General features: G+C 41.4%; 18 protein-coding genes and 1 tRNA gene. 12 read left to right on the plus strand and 7 right to left on the minus strand.

The features are described from left to right. Positions 1–149: 149 nt before the first annotated feature. Positions 150–226 (plus strand) — tRNA-Arg (locus PAARA_RS13685). 786 nt (positions 227–1,012) lie between these two features. Here the strand turns inward: PAARA_RS13685 and PAARA_RS13690 are convergent. Then, positions 1,013–3,028: a TonB-dependent receptor gene (locus PAARA_RS13690; protein WP_157066208.1), complete on the minus strand. Its 2,016-nt coding sequence runs from the start codon at positions 3,026–3,028 to the stop codon at positions 1,013–1,015. Between the two features lie 264 nt (positions 3,029–3,292). Between PAARA_RS13690 and PAARA_RS13695 the strand changes: the two genes are divergently transcribed. From PAARA_RS13695 to PAARA_RS13725, 7 genes are all read left to right on the plus strand, one after another. Further along, entirely contained in the window at positions 3,293–4,669 is a 1,377-nt protein-coding gene (locus PAARA_RS13695; RefSeq protein WP_062569584.1) for an SH3 domain-containing protein, read from the plus strand. Between the two features lie 8 nt (positions 4,670–4,677). Further along, positions 4,678–5,790, plus strand: coding sequence for a mandelate racemase/muconate lactonizing enzyme family protein (locus tag PAARA_RS13700; protein ID WP_062569585.1), 1,113 nt, complete (start codon positions 4,678–4,680; stop codon positions 5,788–5,790). Next, positions 5,787–6,536: a L,D-transpeptidase family protein gene (locus PAARA_RS13705; RefSeq protein ID WP_083515321.1), complete on the plus strand. Its 750-nt coding sequence runs from the start codon at positions 5,787–5,789 to the stop codon at positions 6,534–6,536. The genes PAARA_RS13700 and PAARA_RS13705 overlap by 4 nt, the downstream gene beginning before the upstream one ends. 80 nt (positions 6,537–6,616) lie before the next feature. Then, positions 6,617–8,185 (plus strand): sodium:solute symporter, encoded by a 1,569-nt coding sequence (locus PAARA_RS13710; protein ID WP_062569587.1) that lies wholly within the window; start codon positions 6,617–6,619, stop codon positions 8,183–8,185. Further along, positions 8,186–9,097, plus strand: coding sequence for a glucosamine kinase nucleotide-binding domain-containing protein (locus PAARA_RS13715; protein ID WP_062569588.1), 912 nt, complete (start codon positions 8,186–8,188; stop codon positions 9,095–9,097). It begins immediately after the preceding gene. Beyond that, positions 9,060–10,022: an N-acetylmuramic acid 6-phosphate etherase gene (murQ, locus tag PAARA_RS13720; RefSeq protein WP_420806959.1), complete on the plus strand. Its 963-nt coding sequence runs from the start codon at positions 9,060–9,062 to the stop codon at positions 10,020–10,022. Before PAARA_RS13715 ends, murQ begins: the two co-directional genes overlap by 38 nt. After that, positions 10,022–11,200, plus strand: a complete 1,179-nt coding sequence (locus PAARA_RS13725) for an exo-beta-N-acetylmuramidase NamZ family protein (protein WP_062569590.1) — start codon at positions 10,022–10,024, stop codon at positions 11,198–11,200. Before murQ ends, PAARA_RS13725 begins: the two co-directional genes overlap by 1 nt. Positions 11,201–11,524: 324 nt before the next feature. Here PAARA_RS13725 and PAARA_RS13730 read toward each other — a convergent pair whose 3' ends face one another. Next, positions 11,525–14,578 carry a TonB-dependent receptor gene (locus PAARA_RS13730; RefSeq protein WP_083515322.1) on the minus strand — a complete coding sequence of 1,018 codons (3,054 nt, stop codon included), beginning with the start codon at positions 14,576–14,578 and terminating at the stop codon, positions 11,525–11,527. Between the two features lie 362 nt (positions 14,579–14,940). Beyond that, positions 14,941–15,786 carry a MurR/RpiR family transcriptional regulator gene (locus PAARA_RS13735; protein WP_062569591.1) on the minus strand — a complete coding sequence of 282 codons (846 nt, stop codon included), beginning with the start codon at positions 15,784–15,786 and terminating at the stop codon, positions 14,941–14,943. A gap of 327 nt (positions 15,787–16,113) precedes the next feature. Here PAARA_RS13735 and pbp4b point away from each other — a divergent pair, with 327 nt between their 5' ends. Together pbp4b and PAARA_RS13745 are read left to right on the plus strand one after the other, a co-directional pair. After that, on the plus strand, positions 16,114–18,561 hold the full coding sequence (gene pbp4b / locus PAARA_RS13740; protein ID WP_083515323.1) for a penicillin binding protein PBP4B: 2,448 nt from the start codon (positions 16,114–16,116) through the stop codon (positions 18,559–18,561). Positions 18,562–18,655: 94 nt separating this feature from the next. Beyond that, positions 18,656–20,032, plus strand: coding sequence for a Na+/H+ antiporter NhaC family protein (locus PAARA_RS13745; RefSeq protein WP_062569592.1), 1,377 nt, complete (start codon positions 18,656–18,658; stop codon positions 20,030–20,032). A gap of 150 nt (positions 20,033–20,182) precedes the next feature. Here the strand turns inward: PAARA_RS13745 and PAARA_RS13750 are convergent, their stop codons facing one another. Beyond that, positions 20,183–21,319 (minus strand): PQQ-dependent sugar dehydrogenase, encoded by a 1,137-nt coding sequence (locus PAARA_RS13750; protein WP_062569593.1) that lies wholly within the window; start codon positions 21,317–21,319, stop codon positions 20,183–20,185. 134 nt (positions 21,320–21,453) lie between these two features. Then, a complete protein-coding gene (locus tag PAARA_RS13755; RefSeq protein WP_062569594.1) occupies positions 21,454–22,566 on the minus strand; it encodes a Fic family protein in 1,113 nt (370 codons plus the stop codon). Positions 22,567–22,799: 233 nt separating this feature from the next. Here PAARA_RS13755 and PAARA_RS13760 point away from each other — a divergent pair, with 233 nt between their 5' ends. Further along, positions 22,800–23,546: a hypothetical protein gene (locus tag PAARA_RS13760; RefSeq protein ID WP_062569595.1), complete on the plus strand. Its 747-nt coding sequence runs from the start codon at positions 22,800–22,802 to the stop codon at positions 23,544–23,546. Between the two features lie 73 nt (positions 23,547–23,619). Further along, positions 23,620–25,293, plus strand: a complete 1,674-nt coding sequence (locus tag PAARA_RS13765) for a KAP family P-loop NTPase fold protein (RefSeq protein WP_062569596.1) — start codon at positions 23,620–23,622, stop codon at positions 25,291–25,293. Positions 25,294–25,508: 215 nt separating this feature from the next. Here PAARA_RS13765 and PAARA_RS13770 read toward each other — a convergent pair whose 3' ends face one another. After that, a complete protein-coding gene (locus tag PAARA_RS13770; RefSeq protein ID WP_062569597.1) occupies positions 25,509–26,108 on the minus strand; it encodes a hypothetical protein in 600 nt (199 codons plus the stop codon). Continuing rightward, entirely contained in the window at positions 26,098–26,649 is a 552-nt protein-coding gene (locus PAARA_RS13775; protein WP_062569598.1) for an RNA polymerase sigma factor, read from the minus strand. The genes PAARA_RS13770 and PAARA_RS13775 overlap by 11 nt, the downstream gene beginning before the upstream one ends. Between the last annotated feature and the right edge of the window lie 2 nt (positions 26,650–26,651).

Below are 26,651 nucleotides of genomic sequence, written 5' to 3' on the forward strand. Positions count from 1 at the left end.
ACCTGGCTACGAACCAGGCGGTCGGAGGTTCGAATCCTCCCGCGTCCGCCACTTTCTCTTAGAAAGTGACATAAGCCGACAAGCAGTCGGTTTTTTTGTGTCTTTAAGATACAGTCAATGCAAGACTCAAACATGCATCACTACACTGCGGACGCGTAGCTCAGCTGGATAGAGTACCTGGCTACGAACCAGGCGGTCGGAGGTTCGAATCCTCCCGCGTCCGCCACTTTCTGATAGAAAGTGAACAAACCGACGAAAGTCGGTTTTTTTGTGCCTGAAATTTGCCGTAGCGGCCTCAGTCGCGAATAAGTAGCATAACGTTCTTATTGCGTTTATGACTCTTTGGGAGAATTGAACGACCTTCGGTCGGAGGTTCGCTATTTCAAGATACGTCCCGCGTCCGCCACTTTCTAATAGAAAGTGAACAAACCGATGAAAGTCGGTTTTTTTGTGCCTGAAATTTGCCGTAGCGGCCTCAGTCGCGAATAAGTAGCATAACGTTCTTATTGCGTTTATGACTCTTTGGGAGAATTGAACGACCTTCGGTCGGAGGTTCGCTATTTCAAGATACGTCCCGCGTCCGCCACTTTCTAATAGAAAGTGAACAAACCGACGAAAGTCGGTTTTTTTGTGCCTGAAATTTGCCGTAGCGGCCTCAGTCGCGAATAAGTAGCATAACGTTCTTATTGCGTTTATGACTCTTTGGGAGAATTGAACGACCTTCGGTCGGAGGTTCGCTATTTCAAGATACGTCCCGCGTCCGCCACTTTTCTCTCAAGTAGAGTTAAAGTGAATAAACCGACGAAAGTCGGTTTTTTTGTGTCTGCAATTCGCAAACCACACACTTTCCACACCACAAATTAAATTCCCAACTCAAAATACAAAAAATGTACCCCCCGTAGGCGTGAAACTTGTTTCGCGCACATTAAGGATAGTTTCGCCATAAATGACGACCTCACACGGTAGGGCTCTATACGTAGTTATAAAATGTATAGAGCCTGTATTAAGATTATTAAAACAATAAACTTAGATTAAGTCTCACTGTACGAGGTTCAATAGGGTGAAAATGGTTATCTTCTATGCCTTCTGCTGGCTCTCCCGCTAAGCGTGAAGCATAGTAATAATCGATATCATGGTCGTTACTATCGAACAGATTGAGTAGCTCTAAGCCCACTTTCCAATGAGTTTGCTGGTAGCTAACAAGACCATTTACGACTGTAAGCGGCTCTGAGCGCTTGTCGCCATCATCACTTAACATGCGTTTACCAATATGACGTAAGCGTAATGAGGTTTGCCATTGCTCAGTTACTTGCCAGTTTATACCGGCGCTTGCAACGATAGGAACAGCTCCTTCAATACGGTCATTGTTACTATCAATATCTAAACGAGAGTGAGTGAATGATGCCTCAGCATCTAGGCTTAGTGTATCGGCTAGCCAATAGTATGCACTAAGCTCTAAGCCGTAACGTTTTGAAGCATCACTGGCTTCTGTATTACCAGCATCGCCAACAAACAATAATTCAGAATCAAGCTCTAGCCACCAAAGTGCGGCAGAAAAGTTGAATTGCTTTTCATCAAAGTAGCGCATACCCACTTCTGCACCATTACTTTTAACAAATAAGTCCACAGTGTCAGCAGCTTCAAGCGTGACGGGGTCTAGGCTAATTGTCGCGCCACGAGCATCATTTGAGTGGAAGGATTGCCCCCAGTTTGCATAACCTGCCAAGTTATCGCTGAATAAGTAGGTTAGGCTCGCTTTAAAACCAAGCAAGTCGTCATCAGCTTCTCCTGAGTTAGCCGTATTGTTGCTATCTACACTGGCATCTAAATAGTCATAACGAACACCGATAGTCGCCTCAAACTGCTCGCTTAATGTTAATTGAGTTTGCCAATATGCGGCATAACTTGTTTCATCTACACTGTCTTCACGAACAGTAGATAAAAACTTACGGGCCTTCGTATTATAAAGTCCCACATTATCGATATTATCATTACGAAGCTCTATACCAACACTATGATTTACAGGTATAGCGTTTAATTTATCGGAAAATTGATAGCTCAGAGCTCCGCCTGTAATTGTGCGCTTATCTTGTTGGTTGAATTGGTCACCATTAATAGGGTCATTTAGCAAATAAGAGAAGTTAGAAAATAAATTTAGCTCATAATCAATAATATAAGCGTTAGCTGCAAAGTGTTCGTTTTGCCAGTTCGTCGATAAACTATAACGACTCGATTCACCACCTAGCGTGGTGTCCAGCGACCCTAGTTCAGAGATAATACCTTGAGCAATAGCTCTTTGAGGGATTTGATCAGCAGAGTTCCAGCTGTTGTCGTAAGCCATAGCTGTAATTGATAAGTTGCCACTTTTTGATTCGTTCACATAGCGAAGTAGGGCGTTCTTTTTATTTACGTCTTCATCAATGTCTTGCCAAGGGCCATCATAACCTTGCCACTCTGTTGCAGCTATTAATTTTCCGTTGCCAACTTTTATATGGCCTATGGCAACTGCTCTTAAGTAGTTATCTTCACCAAGTGTAAAGTCGAGTTGCTGGTGTTTTGGATTATCTGTAAGGTGAAAATAGGCACTGCCGGCTGTAGAAAAGTCACCTTGTCGAGCATCATAACTTCCTTTTTGGTAGCTAACGGTGGCAATGGTTTCAGGAATGATGAAGTTTAAATCTGTATAACCTTGACCATGGCCATGGCTACGCATATTAATGGGCATACCATCTATATTGGTCGCAAAATCAGTCCCATGATCTAAGTTAAAACCACGAATAAAATATTGGTTTGCTTTACCTGAGCCACTATGTTGCGTTACCGCCATACCTGGAATGAGTTCAAGCATTTCAGTACTTCTTAGCATGGGGCGGTTTTCAATTTCACCTTGACCAATAACACCGCTTGAGGCACTAATTGATTCACCTATTAATCCTGTGCGATGCCCATACACAGTGATTTTTTCAATATTTGCTAACGCGTCTCCTGAGCAGCTAATGCAGCCCAGCAATAGGTATAATTTATTCACTTTTATAAATTCCTTTCAAGAGAGGTTTGCACTATAAACGTAGTTGCTAACGCTTTGGATGCAAATAAGTTAATAAGTATGAAAATTAAGTTACCTTGCTTCATAATAAATTTGTGGTAAATTTAATAAAATATTCCAAAAATAATAACAATCGTGAATTTTATTTTGTGTATGCGAAACAGCTTATTGACACTGCAAGTAAGGGGCTGCACGCATTTGCTAAATTATTAGATTCACGCATTTAAAAAGAATTAAGGAACAGCTATGCGTCGTTCAATTATTGCTTTATCAATTACTTTAGGTGTTGCTTTTAGTGCACCTATGCATGCTGAGGGTTGGCAATCAGATGTTATCGGGGTTACGCAGTTACAGCTTTCACCAAGTTACTGGTTAGCGAAAGGTGCATCAGCAAAAATGATCATGACGGAGGCGCAAATTGCAGCCTTCAACGAGAAATTAATTAAAGATAATAAATACATTGTTGATCCACTGTCATTTCAAAAATCGCTCACTAAAGACGAGCTAACACGCGCCATTCATTCGGCAAGCTCAATTCCAAAAAGCCCGCGCTTTTTTACCGACGGACGGCAACTCACCGCGAAAGATTTTGCAAAATATCAGGCTAACTTAAACCTTAATAAGCTCGCTGATAACAATGAAGTACGTTTTGCTGTGGTCGTTAAACGCACGGCATTACGTACTTTTCCAACTTGGGATCGGGTTTTAAATAGTGGCCTTGATCAAGACTTAGATCGCTTTCAAGAAAGCGGTATGTTCCCAGGGGAAGCGGTTGCTGTATTGCATCAAAGCGCAGATAAAAAGTGGCTGTTAGTACGTGCTTACAACTACTTAGCGTGGGCGCCTGCCGAAGATCTTGCTTTTGCAGATGCAGATAAAATAAAAGCTTATCGCGAACAAGATAACTTCTTGGTGGTAACTGGTGCAAAAGTAAATACTGCTTATGTGCCAAGCGATGAAAGCCTTTCAGAAGTACAGCTCGATATGGGAGTACGCTTACCTTTAGTTGATAATGAGCAAGTACCGTATTTGCTCAACGGCCAAAACAGCTATGCTAGCCATGTTGTACAGTTACCTACCCGCGATGAGCAAGGCAAACTTGTTATTAAAGCCGCGATGATCAACAAAACTGCCGATGTAAATTTAGGCTACCTAGACTACAACGAGCAGAATCTGATTAAACAAGGCTTTAAGTTTTTAGGCGAGCGTTATGGTTGGGGGCATGATTACAATGGCCGCGACTGTACTGGGTTTGTTGGTGAGATTTATAAAAGCTTTGGTCTATTAATGCCACGTAATTCAGGCCAGCAAGGCAGCAGCGAATACGGACAAAATAGTCGTTTTGATAAAAATACCGCGGCGGATGCTAAGTTGCCGACGGTTAAAAACATGGCGATTGGCGATCTAATTTATATTCCTGGTCATGTGATGATGTACTTAGGGGAGCATCACGGCGAGCCTTATGTTATTCATGACGTTAAAGGCTTAGGCTATAACAAAGGCGATGGTAGCTTTTATAGTAGTGCCTTGAATGGGGTGTCGGTCACGCCCTTATTGCCACTTAGATTATCTCAAGAAACCAGCTATTTAGACCGAGTTTATAACATTAAGCGTATTCGCTAGAGGCCAATATGAAAATTAAAGCTGTTCGCTTTGCAAAGCTCAAAGTGCCATTAGTTACCCCATTTAAAACTGTACTGAGAGAAGTGAGTTTTATCGAAGACTTAGTGGTTTTAATCGACACCGAATGTGGCCAAATCGGCTATGGCTCTGCGGCCTCAACACCGGTTATTACAGGCGATACCCATCAAGGGATGATAGCGGTCATTCAGCAATTTATTGCCCCTAAACTAGTCGGGCAAGAAATCGAAAACATCAATCAGCTTACTCACATTATTCAATCAACGGTGATTGGTAACAACAGTGCAAAAGCGGCCTTAGAGCTGGCGGTTTATGACTTATGGGGTAAGCTCTACCAAGCGCCTTTATATAAGTTACTAGGTGGTGGTAAGTCAGCGCTGAAAACTGATATCACCATTAGTGTCGACAACATAGATAAAATGCTCAGTGACTGTCAGCGCGCGGTTGAGCAAGGCTTTGATGTATTAAAAATAAAAATCGGCAATAACCTTAATCAAGACATTGAACGTGTAAAAGCAATCCATGCAGGCTTTGCCGCTAAGGTGCAGTTACGTTTAGATGTAAACCAAGGCTGGGATGCCAAACAAACTGTGTTTGCACTGCTACAACTAGAGCAAGCAGGCGTGGTATTAGAGTTGGTTGAGCAGCCAGTAAAAAGCAGTGATATTCAAGGTCTCAAATATATTACTGAGCGAGTGAACACCCCGATTATGGCCGATGAAAGCGCCTTTTCACCTAAGCAAGTGATCCAACTTTTAGAACTTGGGGCAGTTGATATTATCAATATTAAATTAATGAAAACGGGCGGTTTAAGCCGAGCAATTGAGATTGCTAATATTACAGCCCAATACCAAGCGGAATGTATGATTGGCTGTATGCTAGAGGGCAGTATTGCCGTTGCTGGTGCTGCACATTTAGCCTCAGCCAAAGCGCAGCAAATCAGTAAAATCGATTTAGATGGCCCTGCCCTTGGTCAGTATGACCCTGTGCAAGGGGGCGTTGAATTTAGCGGCCCACAAATACGCTTATCCGATGCCCCAGGTCTTGGCATTGAATCAATAGCGGGACTTGAACCAATTACAAACGGAGTATGGCCAGCATGAAAAAACTAGTCAGTCTTATTGCAGCTATGAGTTTATCGGCTTGTGCCAGCAAAGAGTTACCTAAACCTGTTATTGATAACAGTCATCAGCAGCTCGTGGTGGTGGTCGCTAATGATAGTGATGCTATTGATGCCACACTGTATCGTTTTGAAAAAAGCGCCGGTAGCTGGCAACAACAAGGCGAGCAACATGCGGTGGTGCTTGGCCGTACAGGTCTTGCGTGGGGAGTGGGGCTGCATCCTGCACAACCTGGCCTGCAAAAACAAGAAGGGGATGGTAAAGCCCCAGCAGGTGTTTTTGAACTAGGTACTGCCTTTGGCTATTTAGATTCACTGCAAACGAACCTCAGTTATCAAGCAATGACCGCCAATGATTATTGTATTGATGTGAAAGGCTCACCGTTTTACAACCAATTGGTTGATAAAGCACAAGTAGGTGAAGATGCCGTAAAAGACTCTTCAGAATGGATGCGTCGTGATATTTACAGCCAAGATAACCTTTATAAAAAAGGCATTGTAGTTAAGCATAACCCAAGCAATATTAATGGTGCGGGCAGTTGTATCTTTATGCATTTATGGCGAGCGCCAAGTAAGCCTACAGCAGGTTGTACAGCAATGACAGAAAGCGATATGGATGCTCTACTTGCTTGGTTAGATGAGCGTAAAAAGCCGCTATTAGTCAGCTTGACCAAGGCGCAATATCAACAAAAGCAAAGTCAGTGGCAATTACCTAGCTTAGCTGAATAAAAATAATAAAATAAAACTATTTTAATTTTGTCATAATGATGGAATAATATATTCCAACAAGATTTGAGTTAGGATAATAAATGAGTGCAAATTACGCTTTTCTCGATTGGCTCGTATTCGCAAGTTACGGTGCAATTTTATTGCTAAGTGGCTGGTGGTTTAATCGCAAACGCGCTAACTCAAGCCAAGATTTTTTTCTAGGCGGAAATAGTATGCCAACGTGGATGGTGGCTATTTCTGTTTTAGCTACCTCACAATCTGCAGCAACCTTTATCGGTGGGCCAGATCAAGGCTATCAAGGTGACTTTTCCTACATAGCCACTAATATCGGTGCGTTTATTGCCGCCTTTGTCGTATCGGCATTTTTAATTCCAAAGTTCTATCAGCAAAAAGTATTTACTGTTTATGAGCTACTAGAAAAACGCATCGGTCCAAAGGCAAAGCGTCGCAGTGGCTTGATGTATTTATTTGGCCGAGTGTTTGCCAGTGGTGCGCGTTTGTACATGGCGGCCATTGCCGTGGCGATGATTTTATACGGAAATATAGATGCAGACAGTGTGGTTATAGCTACTCTGGTGTTAGCACTTGCTGGCTTGCTTTATACCTTTTTGGGGGGGATTCGCAGTGTTATTTACTCAGACGTGTTGCAAAGTATTGTTTACGTGAGTGCGGCTATAGCGGTTATTTGGTGCCTGCTGAGTGTAATTCCGGCTGATTTTTCAACCATTATTGCAACGCTGAATGAGCCAAGCCCAGGTGCAGATTCAAAACTTGCGCTGTTTAAATTTGACTTAGATTTTGGCCCGTCAGGGGTGTTTAACATGGCCTCTGTATTAACAGGTTTTGTGCTTTTAAACATCGCGGCTTTTGGTTTAGACCAAGATATGACGCAGCGTTTATTAACCTGTAAAAGCCCAAAAGAAGGCAGTAAAGCATTATTACTATCGGTGGTGATGGTGATCCCAGTTATGGCTATTTTTATCTTTATTGGTTTGCTGCTTTATATTGTTTATCAGCAACCTGCATTAATGAATAGCGAGGCAGGGAAAACGGTTGTACAAGAATTTAATGGCGAAAAAATCACAATCTTTATGTACTACGTATTAAACGAAGTACCAGCTGGGGTTAAAGGTTTAGTCAGCGTTGGTATTATTGCTGCCGCTATTTCTACGTTGAACTCTGGGCTTAGTTCGATGTCTTCAGTCATCGTACAAGATATCTATCGCCCGTACTTAGAAAAACAAAACAAACAAGTAAGCGACCATCACTTTGTAAAAGCGGGTCGTGTAGGGATGGCACTGGTGAGCCTTGCCCTAGCGCTAATGGCTATTCTTTGTTATTTCTGGCAGCAATACAGTGATATGCCATTATTAAAATTTGCGCTAAGTGTAATGGTGTTTTCGTACAGTGGCTTACTAGGTGTGTATTTTACGACCTTATTCACCAAACGAGGCAGTGAAGGTTCAGTGTTAGCAGCGCTAATAGCGGGCTTTATGGTGACCTTATTAATGCAGCCGTACATGATTGACTGGTTACTACCTGAGTCAATGCGTTTTTACTTAGGCTTTACTTGGCAGCTATGCATTGGCACTTTGCTTGCGACATTGGTGTGTTGCCTAGGTAAAGCGGCGCACGAGAAGAGCGCATAAATGGCCTTACGCTATATTTTAGCCATCGATGGTGGCGGCACTAAAGTGTTAGCTGAGCTAAAAGAGCAGGCAAGTGGTGCTACATTTCATGCTCAAGCTGGTTCAGCATCAATCTCGAATGATCTTGATTTAGCGTTAGAAAACATTGTTAAAGTGACCCGTGATGTTTGCCAGCAAAGTGGCGCAGAGCCAAGTGAAATCGTCACCGTTATGGGGGTTGCCGGTGGTTCATCGCAGAGCCTTGCTGAGCAATTTAAAGTGATGCTGAAACTGGTGTATGAAATAGAGTTTGCCAGTTTACAAATCACCAGCGATGCCATTACGTCATTATATGGTGCTAATCTTGGTGAGCCATGTGTGGTTATTGCCCTCGGCACCGGTGCTGTTGGGGCACGATTAAACGCGCAAAAGCAAACTAAGTTGGTGAGCGGCTGGGGTTTTACCGTTGATGATTTTGGCGGTGGTGCACGTATCGGCCTGATGGCTGTGCAGCAATTATTAAATGATATAGATATTTACAATTTACCAAAAAGCCGATTAACGATTCGTTTGAGTGAACAGCTAGGATGCACTCGTCAAACAATTAGTAGTTGGCTTAAACAAGCAAAACCCGCGGATTATGCAGCATTTAGTCCGTTGGTGTTTAGCTTACAAAACGACTGTGAGGCGGCAAAAACGGTATTAACAGAGCACACCCAATCGGTGGTTAGGTTAATCAATAAAAGCCGAGGCAACTCGCCATTACCGGTGATTTTAATTGGTGGTTTGGCGAAAGTTAGCCAGCCGTTATTGCCACTCGCTTTACAAAACGAATTATCTCCTTGTAAAGGAGGTTCATTAACTGGTGCCGCCATTTTAGCGGTAAAGCATTACCATGACATTATTGAAAAAGGACAACCCAATGAGCCCTGAGCACGTCTTTAAGCAACAACGTGAGTTACTCGAAGAGTTAAACGGTATTGTCTCTGAAGGACAAAACCCAGACACTTTGGATATCGATCTGCTCAGCTCCACTGAGATCCTCACTAAAATCAATAATGAAGATCACAAAGTAGCGGGTGCCGTGAAACACGTGATCCCACAAATTAGTGAAGCTGTCGATCATGTAGTTGAAGCATTTCAACAAGGTGGCAGGTTAATCTACATTGGTGCTGGCACCAGTGGTCGCTTAGGTATTTTGGATGCGGTTGAATGTGCGCCTACTTATAGCGTGAGCGATCAGCAAGTGCTCGGCATTATTGCTGGTGGTGACACTGCGGTTAAAAAAGCCGTAGAAGGCGCTGAAGATAGTACAACACTTGCTATTGAAGACTTAAAAAATGCCAATTTAACCAGTAAAGATGTCGTAGTTGGTATTGCTGCCAGTGGCCGTACTCCTTATGTTTGCTCGGCAATTGAATACGCTAAATCACTTGGTTGTGTCACTGTGGGTGTCACTTGTAACCCTGATTCAGCAGTGATGCGTTTACCACAAATTGGTATTTGCCCCGTGGTAGGGGCAGAAGCTGTGACTGGTTCTACACGTATGAAATCGGGCACCGCGCAGAAGCTCGTACTTAATATGCTAAGTACAGCCAGCATGATCCGCACCGGTAAAGTCTATAAAAACCTCATGGTTGATGTGAATGCCAGTAACGAAAAGCTACATGCTCGTGCTATTCGTATTGTTATGCAAGCAACAGATTGCTCTCAGCAGCAAGCCGTGGATGCATTAAAGCAAGCTGAGCAAAGCGCAAAACTGGCTATTTTAATCGTATTAACCGGAAAACCTGCACCTGAAGCAAAACAACTACTTTCAAAAGCGGGTGGCTTTTTACGTAAGGCGGTTGAAGAATAATGCGTTTTTTAGCTGCTTTACTCGTTAGTTTTTTTGCGCTTTTAGGTTGCCAAGAAACGCCTGTACAAGCGCCTAAAAATGCACTGCCTCTACAGGTGGGGGCAGCCAATTTTCAAGCCTATGTACCAGCATTAAAAGGAAAACGTGTTGGCTTAGTGGTTAACCAAACATCAGTGGTCAATGGCCAACATTTAGTTGATGCATTACTAGATAAAGGCGTTGTCGTTAGCAAAATATTTGCCCCAGAGCATGGTTTTCGCGGCGATCATGACGCTGGCGCTCACGTTAAAAGCACAGTAGATGCTAAAACAGGTATCGATGTTGTATCTATTTATGGCAGCAACAAGAAGCCAAGCCCTGAGATGCTCGCTGATTTAGACGTTATTATTTTTGATATTCAAGATGTTGGTGTGCGTTTTTATACCTATATAAGCTCAATGCATTACGTGATGGAAGCCGCCGCTGAAAATAATAAAGAGGTTGTGGTACTAGACAGGCCAAACCCGAATATTGCCTATGTTGATGGGCCTATCCTTGAAGCAAAGTTTCGCTCGTTTGTTGGCATGCACGAAATTCCTGTTTTACACGGTATGACAGTGGCTGAACTTGCTCAAATGATCAAAGGTGAAGGCTGGATAAATGACGCTGATAAGCTTGAACTAAGTGTCGTGCCTGTTGTGAATTATGACCGAACTACGGCTTATGAGTTACCAATAAAACCAAGCCCTAACTTACCGAATGCACAGTCAATTGCGCTTTATCCATCACTGTGCTTCTTTGAAGCAACCCCTGTGACTATTGGCCGTGGCACTGATTTTCCGTTTCAAGTTGCCGGTTACTCGCCAGTTAAACTCGGCGAATTTAGTTTTACACCAAGGGCGATTAAAGGCGCTTCAATGCACCCTAAATTCAAAGGAGTCGAAGTATTTGGTCAAGATTTACGTGACTCAACAATACATGGTCTAGATTTAAGTGTATTTATATCGGCCTACCACACGTTGCGAGAGACCAAACAGACTTTTTTTGAACGTCCTGACTTTATGGATAAGCTCGCAGGCACTGATAAATTACGTTTAGCCATTGAAGCAGGCCAAACTGAGCAGCAAATTAGGCAAAGCTGGCAGGAGGATTTAGCTACCTTTAAACGACAGCGACAACCTTATTTACTTTATCAGTAATAATTACTAAACGAGGCAGAGGCCTCGTTTTTAGTTTTAGCCAAACCTGACGATTCAATTAAATCTTAAAATAGATACACAACAGCTATGAAACGCCTTGGCTTTGGTTATATGTCTTGACAGGCATCAGAATACTCCTCGCTTAAAGCTACCTTTAGGGGCTGCTTTTCTGCTTTCTATAATTCTATCTCTACATTTTAATATGCAGGCTCTATCCGTTAAAAAATAGAGCAGCGAGAACGTAATCAAGGTAGGTATGTTACTCAGTTTATTGAGTATAAAAAAGGGCCGCATATGCGGCCCCCAACAGGATTTAACTGGTTTTTAGAACTTAAAGTTAACTGATAACTGTAAGCTGCGAGGGTTATAGTAGCTGCGTGATTCACCGTAGTTTTCATCAAATACATATGGGTTTTTGTTATAGCCCGTTTGACGATTAAACACATTGAATAAGTCAGCACGCAATTGTAATTCCATATCACCTGAGAACTTAAAGTCTTGCGTGTAGTTTAAGTCAAGTTGCCAATGACTTGCTGTTCTGCGAGAACCAGCTGGTTCTGCATAGCGGCTAACGTGGCTAGATATTGTGGTTGATGAGTAACCATATCGAGTACCATCCCAGTTCTCCCATGCACTACCAGATTGGAATACGAAATAAGCACCTAAGTTGGCTTCCCAAGGCAATGTGTAATAACCATACACTTTTAATAGATGTGGTTTATCGCCTGAGAGCTTACCGTAGCGGTTATCCCATGAATAACGGCCGCGACCATCACCATAGTACGACGAGCCGATGAAGTTGTTGGCATCGTTGGTTGTGGTGGTGTTGTCTTGGTCAAAGTTGCCGTAGTAATGGCTCCATACATAAGAGGCATTGATATAGCTATTTTCACCCATGTACTCAGCTTCGATGCTTGCTTCCCAGTACTTGGTTTCACCGCCATCAACCTCGGCGATTACATACGAAGAACCACCGATTTCATCGCGAATCGCATCTAGGTTATCAATATATAAACCTTTGTCTGCAATATGCTGTGGTACGCCCTCAGCATCAACGCCAGAGTAGTCTGTTAAGCGTGCTGTATTTGGCATATCTTCCCAAAAGTGCATACCTTTACGGTGACGTACGTGAGCACGCAATACCAAGTCTGAGCCAATATACTTGGTTGTACCCAATGTAAACTCGTTAATACGACGAGGTTTCATATCTTCTTGAAATGCTTTACCCGATGAACCACGGCGCGGAGATGCCGAAAGAATATTACCCGATTCATCTAAAAGCAGTTCGATTTCGGCGCGGGTATTACGGTCCCAAGATGCTGCCCGTGAAAGTGAGCTTGCTTCTGGGTTATAGATTGCAAAGTTGGCAAATATTGAGTCTTCACCTGAGTAGGTCCATGTTGCACCTAATCGCGGTTGCAGCATATCTTTCCAATCTGTTTGATACATTTCATATTTGTGGCCAGGAGCGACTTCGTAGCCAGAGATTGTGCCAGATTTCTTTTTCAAGCCTTGGCCATACCAAGTGTCTTGGCTAACAAGTAAACCTAAGTTATAGGTCCAATCCCCATGCTCAATGGTATCGTTAATTTCAAAGTTGAGGCTTCGCGTTTCTGAGTTAATCCCCGAAACTGTTGTGCCGCCATCGGTTGCTAAGCTCATTTGCTGTACATGGGCACGGTAAACCGCATCAGCAGGGTCAAAGCCTTCAGTATCGGCATCAGGATCAACTAAGCCACCAATGTATGCAATACGTCCCCAACCATTTGATAAGCGTGTAAGTTGCTCTTCACCTTCTTCCCACTTCGCACCAAAATGAAGTGTGTGATATGTATCGCCCCAGTCAAATTCATGCTCTAGGTTTATTTCAAAAGAGTCACGATAGAAGTTTTGATTATCATAAGTTGCAAATGCACCTACACCGCCACTGCCTTTCATCACGCCATCTTCTAGATAACCATAGGTGTTGATGAGTGCTGAGGCTCCAGCGTTGTGTATCGCAATTTGCTCTTCGGTGAACCCGTCAGCGGGATCATAGTCTATTAAGCTAGGTACTGAAAAATAACCCATTTCCGTTAGATTATTGACATCAAGTTGGCCGTTTAATGAAGGAACAACACTAAGCGGGTTATCAGGCTGTGAACCCGTTTCTAAATCAAATTTACTGTACTGGAATGATAGGGTGGTTGCAGAGCCTAAAATCCATGAACCATCTAGTGTAAAGATATCTTGATCAGCTTTATCACCTGCAGAGACGCTATCTGTTTCGTAAGCACCAATTGAGCGACCTTTAAGTGTTTTATCCGAGGTTCGTTGTGAAATATTAATTAAAATATCGTCGGTTGGTGCCCAAGTTAATTTACCAAAGTATTCATCACGAACACTTTCATAGTCTTTAACATCACCGTAGGCCGTGCCTTTATTAGAGCGTGTTTCTTCAGGGCGATAATATGAGGTATAAAAATAGAGGGTATCTTCGATAAGTGGGCCGCCTAAACTTGCTGTTAGCCAGCTTTTATCCATCTCATAGCTTTCTTCTCCCACTGGCGTTGCAACAAAGCTTTTTGGCTGTGCTTTGTATTCGATGTTACCGTGGAATTCATCAGTACCAGACTTAGACACGGTATTAACAGAAAAACCACCAGAGCGGTTAAAACCAACCGCTTTCGCGCCACCGCGGTCCATGGTTACATAAGCAACATCGTGGGTTGAAGGTTCAGACGCCAAGTTACCATACATAGGCAGCGATACATTTACCCCATCAAAGCCATACGAATTGTCTACACCAGAGCCACCTGCTGAGGGGCCTAATGTTGTATTTGCTGAAAGCTCTACCCCTGGCACAAGTTTTAATAAATCACGGTAATCTTGGCCTACAGGTACATTATTAATACCTTCTTGACCAAGAGAGTTTGTTAGTGCTGACTTACCTTGGCGGTATAATTTACTACCGGTTACGGTGATAACTTCAACATTTTCGTCTGCGCCACCTAACGTAATATTGAGGCTCGATGTTTGCTCAAGCAAAACATCAACCGTCATGGTTTGTGAAACGCCGTTTTTGTCGGTGAAGGTTAGTTCATAAGTACCAGGTTTTAACTGTGGTAAGTCGTAGCTGCCATCTTCACGTGTAGTAACGGTTCGTGCTTTAGGCATGACATTACTTTTGGCTGTAACTGTGATCCCTGCCAATGATTGTTGTGCCGCTGGTGTTGATACTTTACCTTTGATCCCACCCGTTAGATTAGCTAAGGCTGGTGCGCTTGTTAAAGCTGCGGCCATAACGACACCTGTTAAGGCTGTTTTTTTTGCGCGAAGTGCATGATTGGTCGCTTTTGCTATGTAGCTTAGCGCGAGAGAGGATGCATGTTGTTTCATTGTTTCCCGTCCTTATATTTATATGCTTTGGTGGACTACTTACCCAGTTGAGACATGAACTTTAAAATTATGTTGCCCACATATTAAACAGGTGTTATTAGTGTTGGTCAAGAATATTTTTTCATTTAAATGTTGTTTGTTGGGAATAAAATATATAAGTAGTTTTAGGTAAAAAATAGGCAGTTTGTATACTATGCAAAGGCGCTATGCTGTTTGTGCACTCTGTAATACATTCTCACTGCTTTATAGTGTATAAATTTGGGGCTTGGAGTTGTATGGGGGTGGGGAGCGTATTTAAAACAAAAATTATTAAAAAAGCAGCCTAAGCTACTTTGTTATTCAAATAAGCGTAAAAAACTAAATTAGTTATTCTTAAACTCGCCAACAACTTCGTTAGAATGTTCCAGCAATTTACGGCCTTGGCGGCTCGATTGTGTAAGGGCGATAAAAAGAATATCAATTACAAAGTCCTGAGCTGTTCGCGCTAAAATAGATGATAAGCGAACAGATTCTCCTTCAGCGACAGAGTAGAGTTTTACATCTGCTGAGTCGGCGACTAGGCTGCTACCAAATTTTGTTACTGAGATCACTGAGCTTGCGTTTTTCTTGGCCTGTTTAACTACTTCGGCAATTTCGCGGGTCATGCCTGACTCACTAATAGCAATAACTAAGTCGCCCTTAGAAAAGGTGGCCACATAGGCAAGTTGCGCATGTCCATCTGGCTCAGCGATTGCTGGCATACCGAGCTTTTGTAATTTATATGAAAAGTCTTTTGCAACCAGTGCTGAACCACCCACGCCACAAATAAGAATGCGTTTTGCTGATTTTAATAGCTCGACAGCTTTTTCAATTGCAGCAGCTTCGTTAAGGTTTTTTGTTTCAGTTAAAACAGCAAGCTTACTGCTCAGTAATTTTTCAGCGATTTGCTCAAGCGAATCATTTAAAGTAATTTTACCATGGAGTTTGGGTTCGCTACTTTCATCATTAAGGGCATCAATCACTGCAAGTTTAAAAGCTGGAAAACCTTTATAACCTAATTTTTGTGAAAACTTCACCACGCTTGATTGACTCACACCAACCACTTTAGCTAATTCAACCGATGACAAATTACGAATAGCGTTAGCCGAATTTAATGTGAAATCAGCCAGCTTAGCTTCGCTGCTCGATAAAGATTGGCGTAAGGCTTTAATTTTTACAAAAGTAGACATAGGGCTCACTTTGTTTATTTAACTTAGTCTTGCTTATTGCATGCTTCAAATATGAATATGGCACATTGGCTGTTTAACATGACGACTTATTTTTGTTTTAGCTGACTTAAGTTTGGAATATTTTTCTTAATTTAGATGGAATAATATAGTTTTATTCCATAATAGATACAACACTAATTATTGAGTGTACTCAATATTTACCATGAGAAAGATAAAATATGCTTTTTATTCCATTTATGTAAAATAAAATATTTTACATGTTACATGGGTGTTGCTACTGTATTGCTGAGAATCGTCAACGCTTAAATCATCAGGTATGAATCGGTTATGAGTTTTATCTCTTTGAAAACATTACTTAAACAGCTGTGCTATCTTTGTAGTGCGGCATTATTAGTTAGCTGTGCCAGTAATCAATATACCTATACGCAATCAGCCAACTACAGTCATCGGGTAAAGTTTTTAGTGATGCATTACACCGCCATTGATTACGAAAAATCGATGCGTGCATTAGTCGATGAAGGAGGCCTAAGCTCTCATTACTTATTACCTGAGTCGGGCGATTCAAGTTACCCAAAAGACGATTTAGAAATTATTCAGCTCGTTGATGAAAAAGACAGAGCATGGCACGCAGGACGTAGTTTTTGGCAAGGCAGAGAAGACTTAAACGATCACTCAATTGGTATTGAAATCGTTAACGTACCTACCTGTCACACACCTGAACAAAGTAAACCTGCGATGCAAAATGATGCAAGTAAACTATGTATCTACCCTGATTACGATGCCAAGCAAATTGAGTTACTTATCAAATTAAGTAAAGATATTCTTGCTCGAAACCCTGATATTGGTCCAACTCAAGTGGTTGGTCATTCTGATATTGCCCCAAGCCGTAAGAACGACCCTGGCCCGCGCTTTCCTTGGTATCAACTTTATAAAGCGGGTATCGGTGCGTGGTACGACAGTGACACCGTTGATAAATATTGGCAGTTATTTAGTGCATCAAAGCCTTCAACAGAGCTTGTGCAAAAAGCGCTGCGCAGCTACGGCTATGAGGTGATTGCAACAGGGCAGCTAGATTTTCAAACCCTAGATGCTTTGAGTGCCTTTCAAATGCACTTTTTACCTTGGCATGTAAGTGGTAATAATGATGCTAGAACTGCATCCGTCCTTTTTGCATTATTAGAAAAGTACTTTCCTAAAAAACTTGAGCGGTTATTTACAGAATATCAGCAGCAACAGCAAGCGGTTGAGCCAGAGCCAAAAACACTGGCTAATGCACAAGTGATAGCACGTATTCCTGCACTTGATCCGAGTAGTCGCGCGCTAGTAAACGACAGGGGCACATTTACAGCTTTTAAAGGTCGTGGTGAAATAATTATTGAAAATCACGATGCGATTAGCGCAGACATTTATATTAATGGTGAAAAAATTAATATTGCCTCGCCACTTACCGCAGAGCAAACCTACCAATACAGCTTGTATAAACGTACTCATGATGGCATCAATACGTTTAAAGTTGAAAATATCCAGCCTGCGGATGCAAGCTTAACCTTACGTTTCCCTTTTCCTAAACTTGTTAAGAGTAGCAGTCAATATAGCTTTAACGCCGTTGATGAATTAATTAATCAAGAGATTAAAGAGGGCTTCCCAGGGGCTGTGCTTGCAATCGTTAAAGATGGCAAACTGATTAAATTAAGCCATTATGGCGCAGCTAAAAAGTACCATGCTGATGGCAGTGAGCTTAAAACCCCACAAGCCATGCAAAACGATACTTTGTTTGATATTGCCTCGAACTCAAAAATGTTTGCCACCAACTTTGCGCTGATGAAGCTTGCTAGCGAAGGTAAACTCGACGTAGAAAAACCGCTGTTTTATTACCTACCAGAATTTAGGGGCAGCGGTCGTGAACAGCGCTTAGTGAAAGACTTACTTACCCACAGCGCAGGTTACCCCGCGGTGGTTGATTTTCACCGTAAAGACAATAAATTTGGTGAGCGCTTTTTTTCACAAAATAGCCTGCGTACCAAAAACCTACTATTAACTGGTGTCCCCTTTGTGGCGGGTCGTAACGTAAAGCACTTATATTCTGATATCGATTATATGTTGTTAGGTGTGCTGGTTGAACGCATTAGCGGTATGCCCCTAGATGCTTATGTTGAAAGCCAAATTTATCAGCCACTTGGTTTAACGCACACGGTTTATAACCCATTACAAAAAGGCTTTTTAGCCTCGCAAATTGCCGCCACTGAAATAAAGGGTAACACTCGCGGTGGGCGTATTGAATTTGAAAATATTCGTACCGATGTACTGCAAGGTGAAGTACATGATGAAAAAGCGTTTTATGCCTTAGGTGGCGTAGCAGGACATGCGGGGCTTTTTAGTACCGCAGGAGATTTATCTGTGTTAATGCAAGTTTTGCTAAACGGCGGTGGCTACGCTAATAAACAGTTATTTACCCCACAAGTGCTTGCGCAGTTCACTCAGCCGCAAGCGAGTGATGAAACGTATGGCTTAGGGTGGCGCAGAGCAGGACACCAAGCGCGTAAATGGCATTTTGGCCCTTATGCCAGCCCCCGCGCCTTTGGTCATACAGGTTGGACTGGCACAGTAACTGTGATTGATCCCGAATATGACCTAGCAATTGTACTTTTAACCAATGCACGGCATACACCCATTGAAGGCTCACTAGAAAATTACGAATTTGTCGGAAAGCGTTTCGAAACAGGCAAGTATGGCTCTATTATCTCACTGATTTATGAGAGTATATTAAATCACTAGTCGATTTAAGTTGAGTTTAGCGGTAAAGCCATTAAGCTTAGCGGGTTTTAGCATAATAAAAATAAAATATTGATCTTAATTTAAAAGGGTTTTTATGTCTTGGTATTCAATTTTACCACCCTTGATTGCTATCTTAATTGTGTTTTGGCGCAAAGAAGTGATCATGGCGTTATTGGTCGCGGTTGCGTCGTCTGAGTTTTTACTTGCTCTGAATGGTGAAGGTAATACCTTGTTTTTCACCTTTATCAATACCATTGAGCGGGTTATTGAAGTTGCCAGCTCCCCTGGTAATAGCCGTATTCTTATTTTTAGTATTTTAATAGGTGCTTTACTTGCCTACATTCGTGAATCGGGTGGTGTGGCTGCAACGGTTAATTTATTAATGAATAAGGGCGTGGCAAAAAGTAAGCGCCAAGTGGGTTACTTAACCATGTTCTCGGGCATTGCGGTATTTATTGAATCGAACTTAAGTGTTCTAACTTCGGGTATTTTGTCTCGTGGCTTATTCGATAAATTTAAAATGAGTCGAGCGCGTCTTGCCTACATTATTGATAGTACCAGCGCACCTGTGTGTATCTTAATTTTACTCAATGGCTGGGGCGCATATGTGCTTGGTCTGCTGAGTAATTACGAAATGGAAGAGTCTGCGGTATCTGTGCTGTGGGGCAGCATTGGTTATAACTTCTACGCTATTATCGCGTTACTTATCGTGTTTTATACGATTACTTTCGACAAAGTACATGGCCCTTTAAAGCAAGCAGAAGAAAATTTTGAACAGCAAGAAACGGAGCTTGCAGAAGAAGTAAAAGGCTCTAAAGCCCGTTACATGCTTATTCCACTTATTACCTTAATCGGTAGTATGGTTGGCTTTATGTTCTGGACTGGCGATGGCGATATTGCCAGTGGTAGTGGTTCTAAATCAGTGCTATATGCTACTATTTTAGCCTGTGTTGTGGCTTACTTTCTAATGATTAGCTCTCGTGAATTTACTCACCATAAGCTTGTTGATATTGGCTTTAAAGGCATGGGTGAGTTACTGCCATTAGTGTCTATTGTATTGCTATCGCTCACCTTAGGTGCAAGCTTAAAAGACTTAGGTACGGGTGTATTTGTGGCAGGCCTAGTAGGTGACTTTTTACCTATTTACTTAGTTGTGCCAGTGTTATTTTTAACCGGTGCGGTAATTTCATTTACCACAGGTACTTCGTGGGGCACATTCGCGATTCTGATTCCAATCGGTGTACCGCTCATTCAAGCTTTGGGTTTACCACCTTCATTAGTGATTGCGGCTATTTTAGGTGGCGGTGTGTTTGGCGATCACTGCTCGCCAATTTCAGATACCAGCGCGGTATCGGCCATTGCATCAGGGTGTGATTTATTAACTCACGTGAAAACCCAAATGCCGTATGCTTTATTCGGCGGTGCGTTAACCTTCATCGCTTACCTAGTAACGAGTATTATTGTTTTATAATTAATAGCTCGAAGTTAATCGCTGTAAGCTATACGTAAAAAACCACAGAATTTTCTCTGTGGTTTTTTATTGCTTGATATTGCAAAAACCATCGCGCGGAATAAATTTCACACCTACAATACGCGATAGTCCGCAGTTCACATCTTACAGTTATATCTTAGGTACAACCTTATAAACACCCACACCATCAACACCAAGATATAAATCACCATTAGGATGGGTGGCAAGGCTGCGTACGCGACCAACCCCTTCAAATACCTTACTGTGACCAGTTACTTTGTCACCATCAAGTTTCACCAAAACAAGGTGGCCAAACTTCATCGAACCCACGGCAATGTGACCTTGCCACTGTGGGTATTTGTCACTGGTGATAAATTCCATGCCAGAAGGGGCAATTGAAGGCACCCAATACCAATCAGGTTGCTCCATTCCTGCGCGGCTGGTCTCGTCGGTAATTGTTGTGCCAATGTAGTTGATCCCATAGGTGATCTCAGGCCAACCATAGTTTGCACCCGCTTTAACTATGTTAATTTCATCGCCGCCACGAGGGCCATGTTCATGGCTCCATATAACCCCCGTTTTAGGATGCATTGCCATACCTTGAGGGTTACGGTGTCCATACGAATAGATACTTTTGTGAGTCGTTTTATGGTTATAAAACGGGTTTGATTTAGGAATAGAGCCATCGCTATTGATACGGTGAATTTTACCTGCATCATAGTCTAGGCTTTGTGGGTGAACGTCTCTTTTACCACGGTCGCCAATAGAGAAGTACAAGTAACCTTCTTTGTCGAACTCAATACGCGAACCATAGTGTTTCGTTGTTTTAATATTTGGCTCGCCATCAAACAACAGTTGCTGGTCAACAAGTGTCATATCTTTAAAGCGGGCGCGCATAATCGAGGTATTGTAACCCTCACCATCGCCTTCATAGCCTGAGTACGAAAAGTAAATCCAACCATTGTCGGCAAAGTTCGGATCAAGCTCTATATCTAATAAGCCGCCTTGGCCTTCGTCATGTACTTTAGGTGTTCCTTTAACTGTTTGCTCAACGAGTTTGCCATCACGAATTAACCTAAGCTCGCCACGTCTGTCGGTAACGAGTAAGTCACGCTCGTTAAGCCAAGCCATACCCCAAGGAATTTGAATTCCTTCGCTTACTAATTCTAGTTTGTAGTTATTCGCGCTGGCATCCAGTGGAATCTTTTGTTCCGGCTGAGCACAGGCTTGCAAGCTCGATAAGCTAATCGAGGCAATGATTAAACTGTTAAACAAAGACCTTTTCATAGTAACTCCATATTTTAAAACACGATGTTATTAGCCTAGCTGGTTCAGCATTAAAGTGTTATTAACTTTGAGGAATGTGCGATTATTGGTAGGAAAAGTGAGGTAAAATAAGCTGTTAACTGTAGGCGTGAGATTTATTTCACGCGAAAATGCCTATTCAATAAATAGCGTGTGCTTCTGCCTGCACCAGCTTTCACTAAACAATGCTTTTCGACTAAAGCAGCTAAATGCCTTGTGGCTGTCGGTTTACTAACCTTGGCAACTTTGTGGTACTGGGAGGTAGAAATACCATCTTCAAAATCACCATCAAGCATACGATTCAGGACTTTTATTTGCTCCTTGGCTAATTTGCTTATATCAATTGAGCGCCAGTAATTAGTTTTAAAAATTGTTCTATCAATTTCCTGCTGTACGCCCTCAAAGGTTGAATTTAAAGTATTAAAAAACCACACCAACCAAGTTGTTATATCCAAACTTCCTTTTTGGGTTTGTTCAAGCGTTTCGTAGTAGCTTTTTCTATTTGCCAAAATACCGACAGACATTGCATAAAACCTGACTGATTGTTGCTCTGCTTGGGCTAAAGCTAAGTCAGTAAGTAAACGCGTTACCCGACCATTACCGTCGTCAAGTGGATGTAGGGTAACAAACCATAAATGAGTGATAGCAGCTCTTATTAGTGGATCTAAAGAGGCATCTAGCTTGGATTCATTGAACCAATTAATAAACTGCGTTAGTTCGCTATCTAATATAGCGCGACTTGGCGCTTCGAAGTGAACCGTTGGCTTGTCTATTCGCCCAGATACAACTTGCATGGGAGTATTACCTCTTAATTGCCCGCCGATAATGTTAGTTAATAATGAATTATCTTTGGGGAACAGGCGTTTATGCCAGCGCAAAATTCTTTCTAGTGTGAGTGGTGAGTCGAGGTTGCTCACCGCATCAAGCATAATCTCTGCTAAACCATCTGTTTGCTCAGTGGTCGGAAAAGGTTGTTCTTCTGATATCCCTAGTTTGTTTGCTAAGGATGAGCGTACTGAAAAGGCGTTTAGGTTTTCACCTTCAATAGCACTTGAGTGGATAATGTTCGCCAATAGGGTATCAAGGAGGCTTTGTGTTTGGTCTTGGACTTGGCTTGTCATTTTCCCAAGTAAAATACCTTGGTTAAAGCGTGTGTTTCTAACGAGAGGCTCAATGAGGTTTTCATCCCAAGCAAAGTTAGGCCAGTCAGCTTGTTGCCATATCCACATACCACCACCTGATTTGAATTACGCTTAATATCAGATCATATTGTGAGTTGTTTTTTGAGTTTAATCAAATCAAAAATTGATTTGATTATGGCTTATTCTCAATGATGAATATCAGCCGGATGTCCATAAAAACCTTTTAAGTAGATAAATAAAAAGCTTCACAGCAAATAGCTTTGTTTTTTGTTTACTGGTAATTTATTAATATCAGTTACTTAAAGGGACTTTATCTGCATATGAAATCCGATAAATTTTTTAAATGGGTCTGGAATATTAATGGCTTAGTGCTACTTGTTAGTTTAATTTTCACACTCTTGGCTGTAGGTTTTAACTTTGCTGGCTTTTTATTTAAAGTTGATAACAAGGTAGCTCATCAGGCACTCAATTTAGCTAAGGATGAAAAGCGGCAAGAAAACTGGAAGTTAGGTTATCCACGCAAGGTCGCTAATAGCGATTATTTTTATATACCGCTCGAGTCAGAAAAGATGACGGTAGAGGTAAAAGAAAATGCTGAAATATATAATTTCAGCGGCAGCTATAAATACACGTCTACACGATCAAAAAATATCTTGTTCATCAATGACAAAACAAACCAATCTCAGTGGCTATTCAACACAACTGAACAGCTTGTTATCGATTTTGGCACATTGAACTACGATGAGGAGCTTACAATGTCTACTCAGAGTGCAGAAAGTCTTGATTTTGAGCCTAGAGGTATTTCTTATCAAGTTATCAAAAATGATACCAATAATGACAAAATACTTGATAACAAAGATAAGCGTACCTTTGCGCTAAGTCAGATAGATGGCTCAAACTACACTGAAGTCATTTCAGGCTACAACCGTATTGTAGAGTCAAGTGTCAACGCCGAAGGTAACCTGTTTGTGGTATTCATCAACAACAACGAAGTTTACTCTATGGTTATAGACCTAGAGACATTTAAAGTGATTAGTAAGAGTATGTTGCCGAAGGTCGGGGAGTGATTTTAGGTTAAGTTATAGGTTCTTTAAGGCAATTAGTTAATATCAAGGCTCATCTTTAGTGTCAGGAAAGTGTATGAATAAGACAGAACAATTTGATTGGAGTAGGCCTACTAACCCTAAAACTGATGGTGATTATTTTCCGCCAGATAAGCTAGACAGAGCAAAGTATGCATCTTTTCTTACAAATGTTCTTGCCAGTGAAGGGTTTGATGAAAGCCGCTCCCCAGAGTTCCGAAAAAGGAATTATGTACTCAATTTAAATGCGGAGTGGGGAGCAGGAAAAACTTATTTTTTAAAGCGTTGGTCGCAAGATTTAAAAAAAGATTTTCCAGTTGTTTATGTTGATGCTTGGAAACAAGACTATTCCGATGATCCGTTTCTGACTGTTATCGCAGCAATTATTTCTCAATTAGGCATGCAAGCGGAGTTTGAAATAAAGGTTCCAAAAAGTGCAGTCTCTATGTTTAAGGCCGTTGCACCTGTTATAGCTCAAGGACTTGCAAAAAAAGCTTTAAATGCTGACTTTGATGAGATTTGTAGTTTATTAGCTGATGATGATTTAAGTAATGAAGAAGATAAAGAGTCTAGTGCAAAACAATCATCAGCTGATTTTTCTCCTGCCACAAAAGCTCTAGCTGAGAACTTGATTAAAGAGCATGAAATTAAAAATAAGAGTATCGAAGCTATTAAGAATAAGCTATCAGTATGGGTTAATAAATTTGAAGAACAGAATGGTATACAGCTACCAATTTTTATTTTTATAGATGAGCTTGACCGTTGTAGACCGAATTATGCAGTTGAAATGTTGGAAACAATAAAACATATCTTTGATGTAAAAGGTATTGTATTTGTGGTTGCAACAGATACAGAGCAATTACAACACACTATAAAAGCAATATATGGTCAAGGTTTTAGCGCTCAAATGTACTTGGGTAGGTTTTTTAATAGTAGGTATAGCCTTAAGAGGCCTGCATTAAGTGACTTTTTAAATGTGCACGCTGATAGAGTAAAGTTTGATCCAGAATACCTTAAGAGCAAAAATATTCAGATGCTGCCTCAGTCAGAAGAAGCAGAAACTGCATTTGCAAATATTTCAGTTGTTCTAGATGCTTTTCAAGTATCTGCGAGAACAGCGATTCAAATAATGGAACGAATTACAGCGATTATTACTAATTTACCAAGCGGCAAAAAAGTTGATATTCTTGTTTTAGCTACTTTATTTTGTATATATGAAAAAGATCACTCATTGTACAATGAGATCATAAGTGGGCGATTTAAACGAGAAGGGAAAAATAACAAAAGTCAGCCTAGAAAAATTAGTTTAAGTGAATTCCTCGAGGGACAAATTTTAGATACTTATGCTTCCACTGAGCTTTTATATTTTATAGAACCTGAAACTTACACTACTAGGTTTTATACTAGCAATATGTCATATCAAAGGAACCAGTACAGTAAGGGAAACTACCCAGTTTCATTATCTGAGTTTATTAAAAATATTTTTTGTAAAATTTTTAATAGCTTTGAAAGTGATTTTGGCTTCATCTATTCGGATAGTGAAGACGGAATTTCTGAACTGCAAAAAGCTGAAAGGGAATTAGCTAAACTGCCTTATGGAATTTCTCAAAAAGTAACAATACCTTGGATAAACTATATTTATATCAAAGAGGAATATGATCAAATCACGAAAGAGCATTATCGTGATTTTATAGAGCTATCTTCGCCGTTAGACTATATGGGAGATAGCTGATATTTATAAATGATAATTTTATAGCTTTGCTACGTTAAAAAAATTAGGATTAGGTCGTCATTTATGGCGACACATTTTTATCTTCTATACAGTGATAGACTATAGTTTGACTCTACAAGAGTATGGATTGAAATCATCGCGCGAAATAAATTTCACGCCTACGCGGGATAAACCCGCTGCTACCTATAAGCCCGTAATTTTACTCTTGTAACTCACTAACTCGTACAATTTTTCGCTTCATGGGTTATCTGTTTAAGCGCGATGATTTGGCCTTGTTTGTTTTGGTCTAGGGCGAGTAGGTCACCTTGGTGAATATGGGTATCTAGGGTGCCGTGTTTTTGTAGCTCTTCAAGGAGTGATTGTTTAATTTGTACTATGACATTTTGCTCACAATCTGCGATATACCAGTCGTTATCAACGCTTACTAAACGGCCGGTGAAGCGGGTACGGGTTTGGTGATCAGCAAGTGCTTGTTGGTAGTTAGCATCTAGGTTTTGTTTTTGCTGTTTAAGATTACTCACATAGCTGCCTTTGGCGTCGAGTTCGTGTACCTCAAGCCATTGGTAATCAGATAAATCCACGGCATAAACATCGGTTAACTCGCGGTTGTTGTATTGCAGCATGACAAAACCAAGAATTACTAAAGCAGCAAAAACACCGGTCATTTGTAGGCCTAAAAAGCGCTGTGATCTTGGCGTTGCTGACAGTGGCTTTTGCATGCGTGAAAGCTCGTCGCTGCTTAAGCTATGCTCTGCCTTACGTTTTTGAAAATGTGCTTTTAAATCAGCATCGAGTTGCTCGTCGTTACGCTTCATGATGGCCTCCTAGTTGTTGTTTCAGGTTTTGACGGGCATATCGCAGCCGAGTTTTAATGGTCTCTGGGTTACTTTGCGTGATAGCAACAATATCTTCGAGACTAAAGCCTTCTTGTTGTAAGGTCAGCGCTTCTCGTTGTACAAAGCTAAGTGCCATGAGTGCTTTATCAAAGGCTTCGTAGTCGTAGTGATAACTTGTATCCTGAGATTCAGTAAATAGTTGGTTGTCTTCTAACTCAACGAACTTTTGCTGCTTACGAAATTCATCAATTAACAAATTGCGTGCTAACCGAAAAAGCCACGCTTTTGGGTTGTTTTGAGCAGTGTAAAAGTCGCGTTTATCAATGACTTTTAACCAGGTTTGCTGGCATATATCGAGGGCAAGATCTTTATCACTTTGTGTGACTAGGTAGTGATAAAGATCGTTCCCGTATTGAGCAACGAGTTGGTTAAGATAGCGGTTGTCGCCCGTTTTGGCATACTGCGCCAAACAATCTGTGTTTGGCTTGTCAAATAACCATATCTTGATGCTCATTAGCATAG

It is taken from the genome of Pseudoalteromonas arabiensis, from assembly GCF_001550155.1.
In the GTDB taxonomy this organism is placed as follows: Bacteria; Pseudomonadota; Gammaproteobacteria; order Enterobacterales; family Alteromonadaceae; genus Pseudoalteromonas; species Pseudoalteromonas arabiensis.

Coding starts and splice junctions, on each gene's coding strand:
- PAARA_RS13710 (WP_062569587.1), top strand. CDS start 6,617: ATGAGTGCAAATTACGCTTTTCTCGATTGGCTCGTATTCGCAAGTTAC.
- PAARA_RS13715 (WP_062569588.1), top strand. CDS start 8,186: ATGGCCTTACGCTATATTTTAGCCATCGATGGTGGCGGCACTAAAGTG.
- murQ (WP_420806959.1), top strand. CDS start 9,060: ATGACATTATTGAAAAAGGACAACCCAATGAGCCCTGAGCACGTCTTT.
- PAARA_RS13695 (WP_062569584.1), top strand. CDS start 3,293: ATGCGTCGTTCAATTATTGCTTTATCAATTACTTTAGGTGTTGCTTTT.
- PAARA_RS13755 (WP_062569594.1), bottom strand. CDS start 22,566: ATGTGGATATGGCAACAAGCTGACTGGCCTAACTTTGCTTGGGATGAA.
- PAARA_RS13760 (WP_062569595.1), top strand. CDS start 22,800: ATGAAATCCGATAAATTTTTTAAATGGGTCTGGAATATTAATGGCTTA.
- pbp4b (WP_083515323.1), top strand. CDS start 16,114: ATGAGTTTTATCTCTTTGAAAACATTACTTAAACAGCTGTGCTATCTT.
- PAARA_RS13745 (WP_062569592.1), top strand. CDS start 18,656: ATGTCTTGGTATTCAATTTTACCACCCTTGATTGCTATCTTAATTGTG.
- PAARA_RS13765 (WP_062569596.1), top strand. CDS start 23,620: ATGAATAAGACAGAACAATTTGATTGGAGTAGGCCTACTAACCCTAAA.
- PAARA_RS13735 (WP_062569591.1), bottom strand. CDS start 15,786: ATGTCTACTTTTGTAAAAATTAAAGCCTTACGCCAATCTTTATCGAGC.
- PAARA_RS13705 (WP_083515321.1), top strand. CDS start 5,787: ATGAAAAAACTAGTCAGTCTTATTGCAGCTATGAGTTTATCGGCTTGT.
- PAARA_RS13730 (WP_083515322.1), bottom strand. CDS start 14,578: ATGAAACAACATGCATCCTCTCTCGCGCTAAGCTACATAGCAAAAGCG.
- PAARA_RS13750 (WP_062569593.1), bottom strand. CDS start 21,319: ATGAAAAGGTCTTTGTTTAACAGTTTAATCATTGCCTCGATTAGCTTA.
- PAARA_RS13700 (WP_062569585.1), top strand. CDS start 4,678: ATGAAAATTAAAGCTGTTCGCTTTGCAAAGCTCAAAGTGCCATTAGTT.
- PAARA_RS13725 (WP_062569590.1), top strand. CDS start 10,022: ATGCGTTTTTTAGCTGCTTTACTCGTTAGTTTTTTTGCGCTTTTAGGT.
- PAARA_RS13770 (WP_062569597.1), bottom strand. CDS start 26,108: ATGAAGCGTAACGACGAGCAACTCGATGCTGATTTAAAAGCACATTTT.
- PAARA_RS13775 (WP_062569598.1), bottom strand. CDS start 26,649: ATGCTAATGAGCATCAAGATATGGTTATTTGACAAGCCAAACACAGAT.